Here is a 13,622-nt window from a genome sequence, read left to right as displayed (position 1 = left end):
CACTTGGGGTAAATCTGTATATTTGCGAAATTAACCTATTAAACGAAAAAGACATGCATCCGTTAGAACTGTTCAAATACTGTCCGAAGTGCGGTTCGCACCGCTTTGAAATCCATAACGAAAAATCAAAGAAATGTGCGGATTGCGGATTTACGTATTACTTCAACTCCAGTGCGGCAACCGTAGCTTTTATCCTGAACCATCGGAACGAACTGTTGGTTTGCAGACGCGGAAAAGAACCTGCAAAGGGAACCCTCGACTTATCGGGCGGATTCATCGACATGTATGAAACCGGAGAGGAAGGCGTTGCCCGCGAAGTGAAGGAAGAAACAGGACTAACCGTTACCGAAGCCAAATATTTGTTTTCGTTGCCCAATACATATTTATATTCAGGGTTCTTGGTACACACGCTTGACCAGTTTTTCTTATGCACGGTAGCAGACGACAGCCACCTGAAAGCGATGGATGACGTGGCAGACTCGTTCTGGATGCCACTCGACCGAATAAACCCTGACGAATTTGGATTAGACTCGGTACGTAAAGGCATTACCCTTTTCTTGGACTTATATAAACACCATAAGGCATGAAGAATAAAAAATATCTTTGGATAGCCGGATGGCTGTGTGCCCTCCCCCTATCGCTTCCGGCACAACAGACGGAACCGCTCACCGGAACGGAACGCTTGTTTGATGACGGAAAACAATTATTTCTACGCGAAGATTACGCTGCTGCGCGCCAAACCTTATCGCGCTACATGGAGCAGAAAGGCGAAGCAAGCCTGCGAGATGAAGCTGCATATATGTTGGCTTGTACCGCATACGAATTAAAAATGCCCGACTGTATCCATACGTTAGAAACATATTTGGAAGACTATCCCGAATCACGATACGCAAACCGCATTCAGTCGCTCATCGCTTCCGCCTATTTCTTTGAAGGCAAATATCCGGAGGCAATAGCCTATTTCAAAACATGCGACATCGAAATGCTTAGTCAGGAAGAACGGGATGCCTGTACGTTACGCATGGCTACAGCATACCTGAAGACCAATAACCTGAGCGAAGCAGCTTTTTGGTTTAATGTATTAAAAGAAGTAAGTTCTGCTTACCGAAACGATGCTGTTTATAACTTGGCTTACATCGATTACGTAGAACGCCGTTACGACAAGGCGTTGGAGGGATTCCGCGCCGTGGAAGAAGACCGCAAATACCGTACGCTTGCTCCTTACTATATAGCAGACATCTATCTGATAAAAGGCAATTACCCAACGGCACGCCGGATAGCGGAGGCTTACCTTGCTGCTTACCCGAACGAGGAACAAGTGACGGAAATGAAGCGTGTGGCAGGTGAAGCGGCTTACGGACAGAACGATTATGCTTCGGCTACCCGTCTGCTGTCTGCTTACCAGAATGAATCGGAGCATCCCGAACGGAATGCGCTCTATAAATTGGGAATGAGTTATTTCCACACACAGGTTTACTCGAAAGCTGCTGCCACACTGGGAAAAGCCGTGGGAGAAAAAGATGCACTTTCCCAGAATGCGTATCTCCATACAGGATTGGCTTACCTGCAACTGAAAGAACATACTCAGGCTCGCATGGCGTTCGAACAAGCCTCATCAAGCGACTTCGACCGCAGCATCAAGGAACAGGCGCTTTACAATTACGCGCTTTGTATCCATGAAACCTCCTACTCTCCTTTCGCCGAATCGGTAACGGTATTTGAACGTTTCTTGAATGAATTCCCCAACTCAGCTTATACGGATAAGGTTAACGATTACCTGATTGAAGTCTACATGAATACGCGCAGCTACATGGCGGCGTTACAGTCTATTGAAAAAATCAGTCATCCCGGCAAGCGTATCTTGGAAGCCAAGCAAAAACTGTTGTTCCGTCTCGGGACACAGGCTTTCGCGCAAGGAGCATTTGAGAACGCAACCGACTATTTCACCCGCTCTTTGCAGTTGGGACAATACAACCAACAAACCAAAGCTGATGCTTACTACTGGCGGGGCGAATCGAAATATCGCTTGGAGCAATACTCGCAAGCTGCCAACGATTATCGGCTTTACTTGGAATTTACCCCCGACAAAAGCAGCGACGAATACGGGCTTGCGCTTTATAATTTAGGTTATACGGCTTTCAAGCAAAAACAATATACCCGCGCCCTGACGTGGTTTGCACGCTGTGCATCATCGGGTACGGTAAAAGATGCGTCTGTAATTGCCGATACGCATAACCGCATGGGAGACTGTTACTTCTACGACCGTCGATTCGATGAAGCCCGTACTCACTATGCACAGGCTACTTCCGTCAATCCGGCATTGGGAGACTATTCACTCTTCCAAGAAGCATTCGTAAAAGGTTTGCAGCGCGATTACAATGGAAAGATACAAACCCTGAACCGGTTACTTTCTGAATATCCTTCGTCACAGTATATCGATGATGCCTTGTACGAACAAGGGCGTGCTTTCGTATTGCTGGAAGATAACAATAATGCCATTAACCGCTATACATTATTGGTACAGCGATATCCGGAAAGTGCCCTGTCTCGTAAGGCTGCCAATGAAATCGGTTTGCTGTATTATCAAAACGATCAATATAACCAAGCCATAGCTGCTTATAAAGAGGTTATCAATAAATATCCGGGAAGTGAAGAAGCGAGACTGGCACAACGCGATTTGAAATCGATTTATATCGATCTCAATAAAGTAGACGATTACATGGCTTTTGTTTCCTCGCTGCCCGGCGGGGCAAACTTCGATGTGAACGAGCGCGACTCGCTTACGTATGCAGCCGCCGAAAAAGTTTACATGCGTGGAAATATCGCCGAAGCCCAAACCAGCTTTACCCGCTATTTGCAGTCGTTCCCGCAGGGAGCTTTCAGCGTAAATGCTTCTTACTATCTGGGACTGATAGCATATAACCAGAAAGATTATGCCAAAGCCGTAGCATATTTAGACAAAGTAATTGAATATCCGGACAGCAAGTTCTCTTCTGAAGCTATGAAGATATGCGCAGACATGGCTTATAACGAAAAGAATTATGAAAGGGCATTAACGCTTTACAAGCGCATGGCAGACCGTACAAATACGCAAGAAGAACGCTTGGAGGCCGAAACCGGAGCTTTGCGCAGTGCTTACCTGCTTAAAAATGCAGAAGAAACGATTTCTACCGCTTCTGCTTTATTGGCACAATCCAAGCTGGCTCCCGAACTGGAAAACGAGGCTCGTTACTATCGCGCCAAAGCCTGTATGCAGATGGGAAAACAACAGGAAGCTCTGAACGATTTGACTGTACTGGCAAAAGATACGCGCAATGTTTACGGTGCAGAGGCAAAATACCTCGTTGCTCAAATCTATTTCAACAATAACGAAACAGCAAAAGCCGAAAAAGAGGTGTTGGAATACATCGAAGTCAGTACGCCTCATGCTTACTGGCTGGCACGCAGCTTTGTCTTGCTGTCTGACGTCTACATGAAGTTAGGGCGCAATCTTGACGCAAAACAATACTTATTGTCTTTGCAACAGAACTATCAGGCAAATGACGATATTGAACAAATGATTGAAAGCCGACTGAAAAAACTGGAAAAACAATGACAAGAAAGGTTATAATTATATGTGCTGGTATTTGTGCTGCTACTACGCTTGCAGCACAAGAACAAGCTAAAGACTCTACGCTTAATCGTACGGTAGTAGTAGAAAATCAATATAATCCGGAAGTGATGGATGCCTTTAAGGTGAACATTCTTCCGAAAGTGGAAGAACCGGCTGTAGCCAAACAGGAAATCAACTATGCTGCAGGGATTCACCCGTTTGCTGCATGGGAAGTAAATCCGATGAAGCCCTTTAACCCGGAGATGAGACAAGAGAACGCACACAGGGGATATGCACGCATTTCGTATGGGAATCGGAATAATACCGATGTAAAAGGCAGTTATCTTTGGGACATTACCAAGCGAGACCGTCTGGGCGTTATGGCATCACTCTACGGCATGTATGGTGACATCTCTAACCTGACCGGTACACAAGACTGGAAATCGCGCTTTTACCGCACAGATGCAGCGTTAGATTATACCCACGATTTCCGCAAGGTTTCACTGAAAATCGGTGGGGATTTTGCATCGCAGGTATTTAATTACATGCCTGCTTCCACTGATCTGAATCCGGATGCTCCGACCACGACAGGACGACAGCACTATACGTTGGGCGAAGGTTATGTCCGCGTTGCTTCACAGAAAGGGCAGTTGCCGGTAGAATTTGCGTTACAAAGCGGATTCCGCAGTTTTAACCGCAAGTATGATATTTATGGACTTGCTTCAGGGGCAGAGAAGATTATCCACACTTCAGGATTCATCGCCGGAAACATTAACGAAGAACAACAAGTGGGAGTCGGCTTGGTAATGGATAACCTGATGTATGACGCTGCGCTGAAGAACTATACATTGGTACAGCTAAATCCTTATTATACGATTAAGAATGATGATGTGAGCCTCCGTCTTGGAGCACACGTCGATGTACAGGCAGGGCATGACGGAGGAGTAAACTTTGCTCCCGATGTAAAACTGGCTTATACGTTTGCCGATTCTTACGTAATCTACGTACAGGCATTGGGAGGAAGTCGGCTGAACGATTTCCGTACGCTGAATGACATGTCGCCTTATTGGGCGCAACTGAGCCAGCTCCGCACTTCGTCTACGCCGCTGGATGCCGGCATCGGACTGAAAGCATCTCCCGTATCCGGATTGGGATTCCATTTATACGGTGGTTATCGCATCACTAAAAACGAATTGTTCTCACTCCCCGAAATTGAAAGTTTCGCGCTTGCCGACGCTACGCACTACACCTATAATTTCCTGTTACAAGACAAAGCCAAAGTGGGTTATGGGGGTGCATCCATCAGCTATGCTTACAAAGACTGGATTGACTTTACGCTGCAAGGAACTTATTACGGATGGAACACCAATAGCGACAACGAATTGCTGCTGGCTTTGAAGCCCGAATTCGCAGTAGGTTTCTATGCTCGGAGCCGGATAATGAAAGACTTACACATTGCGCTGGATTACCGTTACGAAGGGCGGAAAGACATTGCCGGACAAAGTATAACCGACCCCATAAACTCTTTAAGCGTAAGTGCAGAATATGAACTGCTGAACCGCATCACGGTCTTCGCCCGCCTTAACAACTTGCTGAACAAGAACTACATTACTGAAACCGGTTATCCGGTACAGGAATTCAACGTAATGGCAGGTATCAGTGTACGGTTCTAAATCGAGCGGATATAAGTCACCAAGTCATCTTCGGCAGAAAGCTCCAACGATTTCCGCAGACGATAACGATTCATGTTGATGGTTTTCGGAGTGGTTCCGGTCAGCATGGCAATCTCTTTGGTAGAAAGTTCCACGCGCAGCAGCGTGGCAAGATGTATCTCGCCCTGTGTCAGATTAGGATGACGCAGGGTGAGTCTTTTAATAAACTCCTGATTCTTTTCATCAATGTGTTGCAAGGTCATGTTATTGGTCTTTTCGCCATTCTGGTGCTGACTGATGAACGCATTGATTTTCTTCAGATGAGTAATCAGCTCCGTACCTTCCATTTTGTAGCTCTCTTTTATCAGGTCGCGGATTTTATCCAACACCTCGTTACGGCTTTGCAGAAACACGGCAAAGTCTGTTATCTCCTGCTTGTTGGTTTCCAGCTCCGCCTGCGTTTTGTCAAGCTCCATCTTCTGCTGTTGCACCTTCAGCTTCGCCACTTCATGCTCCGACTGTTCCAGCAAATACTGGGTATTAATCAGTTGAAGTTTCTTTTTACGTTTAAACCGCTGATGGAGCAACAGCCCGATAATAGCCAATGAAAAAGCAACGATCACAATGGTCAGGATATTTCTTCTCAACTGCGCTATTTTATACTCCTGCTCTTTACGCTCCGTTTCTTGCTGCTGGAACAAAAGGCGTTTTTCTGCCATATTTTGCTCCACCATACGTAACTTATTACTGCTCTGTATCTCTTTGCTAAGCGTATATAATGCCACCTGTTTTTCGTAAGCTTTCTTATAATTGCCTATGGCAGCATACACCATCGCAGAGTATTCATAATTATCACATATAATCCCTTTCGCTCCGACCTTTGAAGCCAGCTTAAAAGCCTTGTCTAAAACAACGATGGCTTGAGGATATTTTTTCTGATAATAATACAGCCGCCCCAAATTATTATAATTCTCACTCAACGAGCAAGTAGCGTTTAAATTGCGGTTAATCACAATGGCTTCGCTTATCCAACGGATTTGCATATCCAGCTTTCCGGGATACAGGCAAAGATTATTCAAGTTGGCGGCGATATTCTTTAAATCCTTGTTTCTCCGGTTTATCTCCAAAGCCAAGTTAAAGAAACGTTCTGCCTGCTGAAACTCATTGATGTATATATGGATTATGCCCCTGTTATTATACACCCGTGCCAGATTTACCGAATCGTTTTCAACCTTCGACCAAGCCATCGCTTCGTCATTCAATTCGATTGCCTTAGTATAATCTCCCAAGCTGCAATAGCTGATACTCATCTGATTATAGATTTTGCCTTTCCACGAATGATCGTCTTGGGGAATCATTTCCGCAGCTTCATAAAGAGCTTGAATACCTCCATCGTAATTCCCCAATAATCGCTCTGCCTGTGCATATAGCGAAAGCGAATGAATCTTCTGTGAAACATCGGACGTCTGTTTATAAGCCCGCTGTGCGAAAAAGGCAGACTGAACCGGATTGGAATACAAACTCTGTTCAGCCTTTTCCAGCAGACTCTTTATTTCATTCTCCGAAGAAGCGTGTCCCCAACATCCGAAGCAAACAAAAAGAAATGATAGCAATATAAAACAATATTTTCCCATGTGTTACAATTTGTTTTCAAAAATACAAATATTCTTCCTGATTTCATTATTTTTGCAATAAAAAGTCTCCAATGAAACAGCGCATAAAAGAAATTGATTACCTGAAGTGTACATTTATACTCCTGATGATTGTTTTCCATTTGGTCTACATCGGAGACAAATATCCGTATGCCAAGCAGCTGGTATATACCTTCCACATGCCTGCTTTCTTAATCATTTCAGGGTATTTGATGAACATCAACAAAAGCCTGCGCGCTTTCCTGCATACGATGGTATGGATATTCATCCCTTATGCAATCATGGAAAGCGGATACATCGTGATGTCTGCCATACTTCCGGTACGCGAACGGGTAGAAGAACTCAGCTTCGGCGTTTGGATAGAGAAGTTATTGCTTCATCCGTTAGGGCCGTACTGGTATCTGCATACACTGATGGTATGCGGCATCACTTATTTTGCCGTCGACCGCCTTACCCGGAAGTCGCGCGACCCGCTTGTTTTACCCATTATTTTGTCGTTAATTTATGCTGCCGAATCCATGCGGTTAGACATCGTATCGCTACCCAATGCGTTATACTTCGCTATGGGTTGCGTAATGCAACGCTACGGCTTGCGTTTTACGTCCTTTTTTCGCCCGTCTGTATGGTCGGTTATCCCCTTCACGATACTTGCCTGTTTCCCTGAAAATCTGAACAAATCGGTTCCCGGAGGCATAGCAATAACCTATTTGGCTGTTAGTTTGACACTGACATTATTTCGCTTCCTCCCTGCCCGAATGAAAACAATATGCGCATACATCGGTTCGCACACACTGGTCTTATTGATATTCTCTCCGGTTTTTACCATCACAGTAAAACCGCTGGCAGGCATGTTCGGTTTTGACCCTTCCGGAATGCTTTTCCTCTTTACAGCTTTGGCTATTACCGTTACAGGATGTTTCGCTCTGGCGTGGGTCATCGACCGCCTCCATCTTTCTCCCTTTTTCTGGGGAAAGCAAACAATGTTACAACCTTTTCCCGGGCGGAATGACAAGTTGACAGAGAAATAAAATTCATAGCCAAAATAGGAATAATGGCATTTCATTTGTTGATATAGAAGATAAAGAAAATATTCATTAAAAACATACGATTATGATCTCAGAAAAATTACAAAACGCAATCAACGAACAAATCACAGCAGAAATGTGGTCGTCTAACCTTTATCTTTCTATGTCTTTCTACTTGAAAAGTCAGGGTTTCGACGGATTCGCTCATTGGCTGAAATTACAGTCACAAGAAGAACTGCAACACGCTTACGACCTTGCAGATTACATTGCCAAACGTGGCGGAGTAGCCAAAGTTGACAAAGTTGATGTTGTTCCGCAAGGCTGGGGAAGCATCCTCGAAGTATTCGAACATGTTTACAACCACGAATGCCACGTATCTGAACTGATTGACAACTTGGTAAACGTAGCTTCGGAAGTAAAAGACAAGGCTTCGCAAGACTTCTTGTGGGGTTATGTACGCGAACAGGTGGAAGAAGAGGCTACGGCTCAAAGCATTGTTGACAAGTTGAAACATTGCACCGATCAAGCAAGCCTGTTGTACATGGACGACAAATTGGGTGCTCGCCAATAATTTTTCGCAATAAAACATTTATCCCCTAAGAGCTTGTTTAAATTTTGCCCTGCTCCAGTTTGAAAAAGGGAAGCTGATAAAAACAACTTATCGGAAAATTCAAACAGGCTCTAAGCGCGGATTGCGTAATTTAAAGGAATTTTTACGGATATTTCCTGAAAAATAAGCGTAATCCGCGCTTTCTTTTTATCTATCAATCTGCATTTTTATTATCTTTGCCGCCAAAATCACTCTACCTATAAACTCAATAGCAGCATGGAAGACATCCTCTTACGAAGTTTAAACTGGTGTAAACGCTTTCGTCATCGGAAAGGATATGGCATACATTCACCTTCCGACTTTTTTTTGACAACCTTTGTCATTTACGAACAAATGCCTTTTTACGCTTATGCCCCCTTACACCACCTGAGAAGAGTTGTCAACCACTTGCCTCACTATCGCGAGAAAGTGGATAAACTTCTATTCCGTCTTATCAACTACCTACAGCCTTCGCTACTTATCGAGGCTGAAACAGGCAGTGGAATCAGCACCCGATACATGGCAGAAGCCTGTACCAAGCTGCACATCCACTCATACGCAAGCGAACGACAAGACGCAGTAGAACGTATCTTATCTACCAAAGCTGCCATAGATTATCAATGGGGAGACATCATAAAAAAAATCCAAACTCTGATACAAGAAGGAAAGAAGCCCGATGTGGTACACATCGCTCATACTGCTTACTATCGGGAAATTTTTGAGCTGCTCCTTCCTCTTGCCGATGCAAAGACTTGTTTCATTATTGGAAAACCTTACGAAAATGAGGAGAAAAAACGCTGGTGGAAAGAAATAATAGCCGATAAACGAACCGGAGTTACTTTCGACTTATACGACATCGGATTGGTTTTTTTCAACAAAGAGCGTACGAAAGAACACCGCATTGTAAACTTCCTTTAATCAAACAGACCATGAAACTGGATAAAATTTATACCCGCACGGGAGACAAAGGCATGACTTCGCTGGTAGGAGGAGTACGTGTCCCGAAAACTCATGCACGCTTGGAAGCCTACGGAACCGTAGACGAACTGAATGCTTGCATCGGATGGCTGATAACCGTTACGGAAGATGAAAAAAGCAAACAATTTTTACAATACATACAACATAAGCTATTTTCCGTAGGCTCATACCTCGCCACCGACCCTGAGCGAACAGAAATTCGCATAGAAAGCCGTATATCAGAAGACAGTATAACGAAACTGGAGAAAGCCATTGATGAAATCAATTCATCGCTGCCGGCACTTTCGGGATTTATTTTACCCGGCGGCTCGCAAGCAGCTGCCGTTTGTCACGTATGCCGGACCGTATGCCGACGTTCGGAACGGCGGATTCTTGCATTAGAAACCGAAGAAAGAAGTGAAATCCTCGATGAAAAAGTCAAACGCTTCATGAACAGATTGTCAGATTATTTGTTTGTTTTATCAAGAAAACTAAACGATTTAACACATTGTGAGGAAATTTATTGGGATAAGAATTGCGAATGAAAGAATTTGTTATATTTTTGTGGCTCAATAATCAGAAACGTGTGAAACTTTTAAAAACTGATATACTATGTATTGGACATTAGAATTGGCCTCAAAATTGGAGGATGCTCCATGGCCGGCAACAAAGGACGAATTGATTGATTACGCAATGCGCTCAGGCGCTCCGTTGGAAGTAATTGAGAATTTGCAAGAGATGGAAGATGAAGGCGAAATATATGAAAGCATTGAAGATATTTGGCCCGATTACCCCAGCAAGGAAGATTTCTTTTTCAACGAGGAGGAATATTGATTAACTTCAGCACAACATCCTGCTGATGATGCAGTTTTCACCACAGGGGATACAGAGTCTCACATCGAATTTAATAGTTTGAAAAAGTGTGTGCCTCTTTGTATTCTTTGTGGTGATTTTTTTACAAACGGGTTATTCTGCAAAAAATCAGACAGGCTCTAAACCTTTTTACCCAACTAATTGTTTATATGATATGAAAAAGTTTATATTCTTCGCGCTTGCCATACTTGCCGTTAATACGGCATGTGGCAGCAGCACGAACCATAACGACAATACGAAAACTGAAAAGAATATGGAAACAACAGAAAATGGCAAGGTTATTCACCTAAATAAAGCAGACTTTCTGACGAAAGTTTATAACTATGAGAAAAATCCGAACGAATGGAAATACGAAGGGGACAAACCCGCTATCGTAGACTTTTACGCTACATGGTGTGGCCCGTGTAAAATGATTGCTCCGCTATTGGAAGAAATGGCTAAAGAGTACGATGGACAAATCGTAATTTATAAGGTAGATACGGACAAAGAACCGGAGCTGTCGGCTGCTTTTGGCATCCGAAGTATTCCTACCTTACTTTTCATCCCCGCGGAAGGAGAACCGCAGATAGGACAGGGGGCGATGCCTAAAGCTACGCTGAAAAAGGCTATCGACGAGTTCCTTTTGGGCAAGAAGTAAAAACGGAAATCTTACGGCTTCCATTCACAAAAAACAAACCCATACAATGGTGAACACACGCTGTTTCCTCCATTGCATGGGTTGTTTTTTAGGGTATTGCCCGACGGATTATTGCTTCACCTCTGCCCGACGTTTCTTGCATATCCGAAGTAAAACGGCTGCCAGAACGCCCAACGCCAAGAGCGCAAGCGCGGTAAACGCTACCGCTTCGGTTACATGAAGCGATTGGGGATCGAATTTAAATTCAATCGTATGCTTGCCCGACGGAACATTCATCGCACGCAAAATATAATCTGCACGCCCGTGTTCCACCTCTTGACCGTCGATGTACGAACGCCATCCCGGATAATAAATCTCGGCAAACACAACCGTTCCTCCTTGGGGCGAATCAACCTCATAGCGCAATGCGTTCGGCTGATAATCGGTCAACGTTATTACGCTCAGGCTGTCACGCTGCGCATCCGTCTGTTTCACTTGTGCGGCAAATTTCTTATCTACCACTGCAGTCAGAGCCGGATTATTGTGATGCAGCGCCTCTATCTCTTCATTGGCATTATCCACGTATTTAACTTCATCCACAAACCAAGCATTGCCTAAGGCATGAGGATTGAACAGCGGTACTGTATTGCCTCCCTGCAAGGGGAATATGATGTAGCGCGTATTCAGCATGTTCAAAACCGGAGTCAGCGTGGCATCCACTTGCTCCATGTCACCTCCCACTGTCGGCAATTTATCATAAAGCGAGGCTATTTCGCCCTGAATATGTTCTTCTATAATTTCTTGGTAACGGCGGAGTTTTGCCGCATGGTAACCGCCAATGCTTTTATGCCAATACGCCGTATTGTTCTCGTTAAAGGTATTGACCGACAAGTTCAGCACACGGTAATCCAGCGTTTGGTCTTTCAGAATCTCTTTATCGGTGGGCGAAGGCTGCATGAAGGGTTGCATTTCCGTACCTTTCGCCACGAACTGCTCATCATAAAGGTAACGCTTGTTCACATTCCACATATCCGCCAGACAGAGCAACGTGAGTGTGGCTATCAGAACGGAGGCTTTCATACGCTTCGTACAATAGATTATCACCAACACGAATCCTATCAGCACGATGAAGAAACTACGCCAAGCATCGGATGTGAAAATAGCCTGACGCATGTCTTCCAGATTTATCAGAATCGGTGCCAACTGGTCGGCAGGAATAGCTTGTTTCAATGCACTCATTTCTATTGTCGAGACGTACGACGGGAAAAAGAACGATGGAGCCAGTGCAAACAGCAGAGCGAGCCCTCCGGTCAACACGAAGCTGATATAGAACGCCCGTGAACGCTCGCGGAACAGGGCGGGACGCTCTACGACTTCTTTCAATGCCATGATTGCCAACAAAGGTATCGTAAATTCTGCGATGACAAGTATGGAAGAAACGGCACGGAACTTACTGTACATCGGGATGTAGTCGATAAAGAAATTGGTCAGTCCCATGAAATTATGTCCCCATGAAAGAAGTATGGAAAAGACAGTACCCGCTACCAATGCCCACTTCATCGGGCCTTTAACAAGGAACAGTCCCAGAATAAACAAAAACATAACAAAAGCTCCTACATAAACCGGTCCGGACGTTCCGGGCTGTTCACCCCAATACTGTCCTAACTGACTATATAAGCCCATGTAAGCAGGGTCGGCCTTTTCCATTGCTTTTTCGTTCTGCGCCAACGGAACGGAAGCTCCTCCTTTCACATTCGGCACAAGCAATGAGAAAGTTTCGCCTATTCCGTAACTCCATTGCGTAATATAGCTGCGCTCCAGCCCACTGTCGGTCTGGTCTGCTGTGTTTTCCTTTACCAGCTCGCTTTTGCCGCGCATGGTTTCTTTACTGTATTCATAGGTATGGTAAAGATTCGAAAGGTTAATGCAAACGCCTACTAATCCGGCTATCACCAACACTCCGCTGGCTTTCAGGAAACGCGGCATTTGTTTCTCCTTCCATGCCGAAACGCCGTAAGCTATCGCCATAAAAAGCATGACGAATAAGAAATAATAGCTCATCTGCGGATGGTTGGCCGTAATCTGAAGGGCTACGAACAGTGCCGTAACGATTCCTCCCCACAGGTATTTACCGCGATATGCCAGTACCATACCGGCTATGGTGGGCGGAATATAAGCCAACGCCACGAACTTCCAAATGTGTCCGGCGGCTATAATTATAAAGAAATAAGAAGAAAAAGCCCATATCACGGCTCCCAATGTCGCCATCCAAGCCTTGAAATCGAAAGCGCGAAGCAGGATATAAAAGCCTAACAGCATGACGAATACATACCATACATAAGTGGGGAGAAAAAGATGGTAGATTTTTTGGATAAAGCTCAGCGTGTCGGTAGAATCGTAACTGGGCGACATCTGATAAGTAGGCATACCTCCGAAAATAGCATTCGTCCACCGCGTACGCTCACCCGTTTTTTCCAAGTAGTCTTGCATCTCATGACCTGCCCCGATACCTGCTACGGCATCGTGTTGCGCCAGAATACGTCCTTCACTCACAGCCGGAAGAAAATAAACAAACGAAATCAACACGAAAAGCACAATGGCTATCACATCGGGAAGAAATCTCTTAAACTGGTTCATATCAGGATAAGTTTATTAATAATTAATTG

The 13,622-nt window shown here is 44.6% G+C and carries 11 protein-coding genes; 9 read left to right on the top strand and 2 right to left on the bottom strand.

The annotated features are described in order from the left end of the window. Window positions 1-53 precede the first annotated feature (53 nt). Genes H9626_RS08085 through H9626_RS08075 form a run of 3 tightly spaced genes read left to right on the top strand, consistent with a single transcriptional unit; the run spans window position 54 to window position 5,265 of the window. The gene (locus H9626_RS08085; protein WP_178257278.1) at window positions 54-587 is read left to right on the top strand and encodes an NUDIX domain-containing protein; all 534 of its coding nucleotides are present in this window, start codon (window positions 54-56) and stop codon (window positions 585-587) included. Next, a complete protein-coding gene (locus H9626_RS08080; protein WP_191710158.1) occupies window positions 584-3,595 on the top strand; it encodes a tetratricopeptide repeat protein in 3,012 nt (1,003 codons plus the stop codon). Before H9626_RS08085 ends, H9626_RS08080 begins: the two co-directional genes overlap by 4 nt. Continuing rightward, window positions 3,592-5,265: a TonB-dependent receptor gene (locus H9626_RS08075; RefSeq protein ID WP_191710157.1), complete on the top strand. Its 1,674-nt coding sequence runs from the start codon at window positions 3,592-3,594 to the stop codon at window positions 5,263-5,265. The genes H9626_RS08080 and H9626_RS08075 overlap by 4 nt, the downstream gene beginning before the upstream one ends. Here the strand turns inward: H9626_RS08075 and H9626_RS08070 are convergent. Next, on the bottom strand, window positions 5,262-6,878 hold the full coding sequence (locus tag H9626_RS08070) for a tetratricopeptide repeat protein (RefSeq protein WP_191710156.1): 1,617 nt from the start codon (window positions 6,876-6,878) through the stop codon (window positions 5,262-5,264). The genes H9626_RS08075 and H9626_RS08070 overlap by 4 nt on opposite strands. Window positions 6,879-6,949: 71 nt before the next feature. Here H9626_RS08070 and H9626_RS08065 point away from each other — a divergent pair, with 71 nt between their 5' ends. From H9626_RS08065 to trxA, 6 genes are all read left to right on the top strand, one after another. Then, the gene (locus tag H9626_RS08065; RefSeq protein WP_191710155.1) at window positions 6,950-7,924 is read left to right on the top strand and encodes an acyltransferase family protein; all 975 of its coding nucleotides are present in this window, start codon (window positions 6,950-6,952) and stop codon (window positions 7,922-7,924) included. An 82-nt stretch (window positions 7,925-8,006) separates the two neighbouring features. Beyond that, entirely contained in the window at window positions 8,007-8,492 is a 486-nt protein-coding gene (locus H9626_RS08060) for a ferritin (RefSeq protein ID WP_178257273.1), read from the top strand. Between the two features lie 255 nt (window positions 8,493-8,747). Beyond that, window positions 8,748-9,428 (top strand): O-methyltransferase, encoded by a 681-nt coding sequence (locus H9626_RS08055; protein WP_178257272.1) that lies wholly within the window; start codon window positions 8,748-8,750, stop codon window positions 9,426-9,428. A gap of 11 nt (window positions 9,429-9,439) precedes the next feature. Continuing rightward, window positions 9,440-10,012, top strand: a complete 573-nt coding sequence (locus H9626_RS08050; RefSeq protein ID WP_178257271.1) for a cob(I)yrinic acid a,c-diamide adenosyltransferase — start codon at window positions 9,440-9,442, stop codon at window positions 10,010-10,012. 67 nt (window positions 10,013-10,079) lie between these two features. Further along, a complete protein-coding gene (locus H9626_RS08045; RefSeq protein WP_002558131.1) occupies window positions 10,080-10,301 on the top strand; it encodes a DUF2795 domain-containing protein in 222 nt (73 codons plus the stop codon). Window positions 10,302-10,494: 193 nt separating this feature from the next. Next, window positions 10,495-10,977 (top strand): thioredoxin, encoded by a 483-nt coding sequence (gene trxA / locus H9626_RS08040; RefSeq protein ID WP_191710154.1) that lies wholly within the window; start codon window positions 10,495-10,497, stop codon window positions 10,975-10,977. A gap of 108 nt (window positions 10,978-11,085) precedes the next feature. Here the strand turns inward: trxA and H9626_RS08035 are convergent, their stop codons facing one another. After that, window positions 11,086-13,593: a YfhO family protein gene (locus tag H9626_RS08035; RefSeq protein WP_191710153.1), complete on the bottom strand. Its 2,508-nt coding sequence runs from the start codon at window positions 13,591-13,593 to the stop codon at window positions 11,086-11,088. Between the last annotated feature and the right edge of the window lie 29 nt (window positions 13,594-13,622).

It is taken from the genome of Phocaeicola faecium (assembly GCF_014837055.1).
GTDB classification, from domain to species: domain Bacteria; phylum Bacteroidota; class Bacteroidia; order Bacteroidales; family Bacteroidaceae; genus Phocaeicola; species Phocaeicola gallinarum.
This window is presented reverse-complemented; position numbering and strand designations above follow the sequence as displayed.

Coding starts and splice junctions, on each gene's coding strand:
- H9626_RS08045 (WP_002558131.1), top strand. CDS start 10,080: ATGTATTGGACATTAGAATTGGCCTCAAAATTGGAGGATGCTCCATGG.
- H9626_RS08055 (WP_178257272.1), top strand. CDS start 8,748: ATGGAAGACATCCTCTTACGAAGTTTAAACTGGTGTAAACGCTTTCGT.
- H9626_RS08065 (WP_191710155.1), top strand. CDS start 6,950: ATGAAACAGCGCATAAAAGAAATTGATTACCTGAAGTGTACATTTATA.
- trxA (WP_191710154.1), top strand. CDS start 10,495: ATGAAAAAGTTTATATTCTTCGCGCTTGCCATACTTGCCGTTAATACG.
- H9626_RS08070 (WP_191710156.1), bottom strand. CDS start 6,878: ATGGGAAAATATTGTTTTATATTGCTATCATTTCTTTTTGTTTGCTTC.
- H9626_RS08035 (WP_191710153.1), bottom strand. CDS start 13,593: ATGAACCAGTTTAAGAGATTTCTTCCCGATGTGATAGCCATTGTGCTT.
- H9626_RS08080 (WP_191710158.1), top strand. CDS start 584: ATGAAGAATAAAAAATATCTTTGGATAGCCGGATGGCTGTGTGCCCTC.
- H9626_RS08075 (WP_191710157.1), top strand. CDS start 3,592: ATGACAAGAAAGGTTATAATTATATGTGCTGGTATTTGTGCTGCTACT.
- H9626_RS08050 (WP_178257271.1), top strand. CDS start 9,440: ATGAAACTGGATAAAATTTATACCCGCACGGGAGACAAAGGCATGACT.
- H9626_RS08085 (WP_178257278.1), top strand. CDS start 54: ATGCATCCGTTAGAACTGTTCAAATACTGTCCGAAGTGCGGTTCGCAC.
- H9626_RS08060 (WP_178257273.1), top strand. CDS start 8,007: ATGATCTCAGAAAAATTACAAAACGCAATCAACGAACAAATCACAGCA.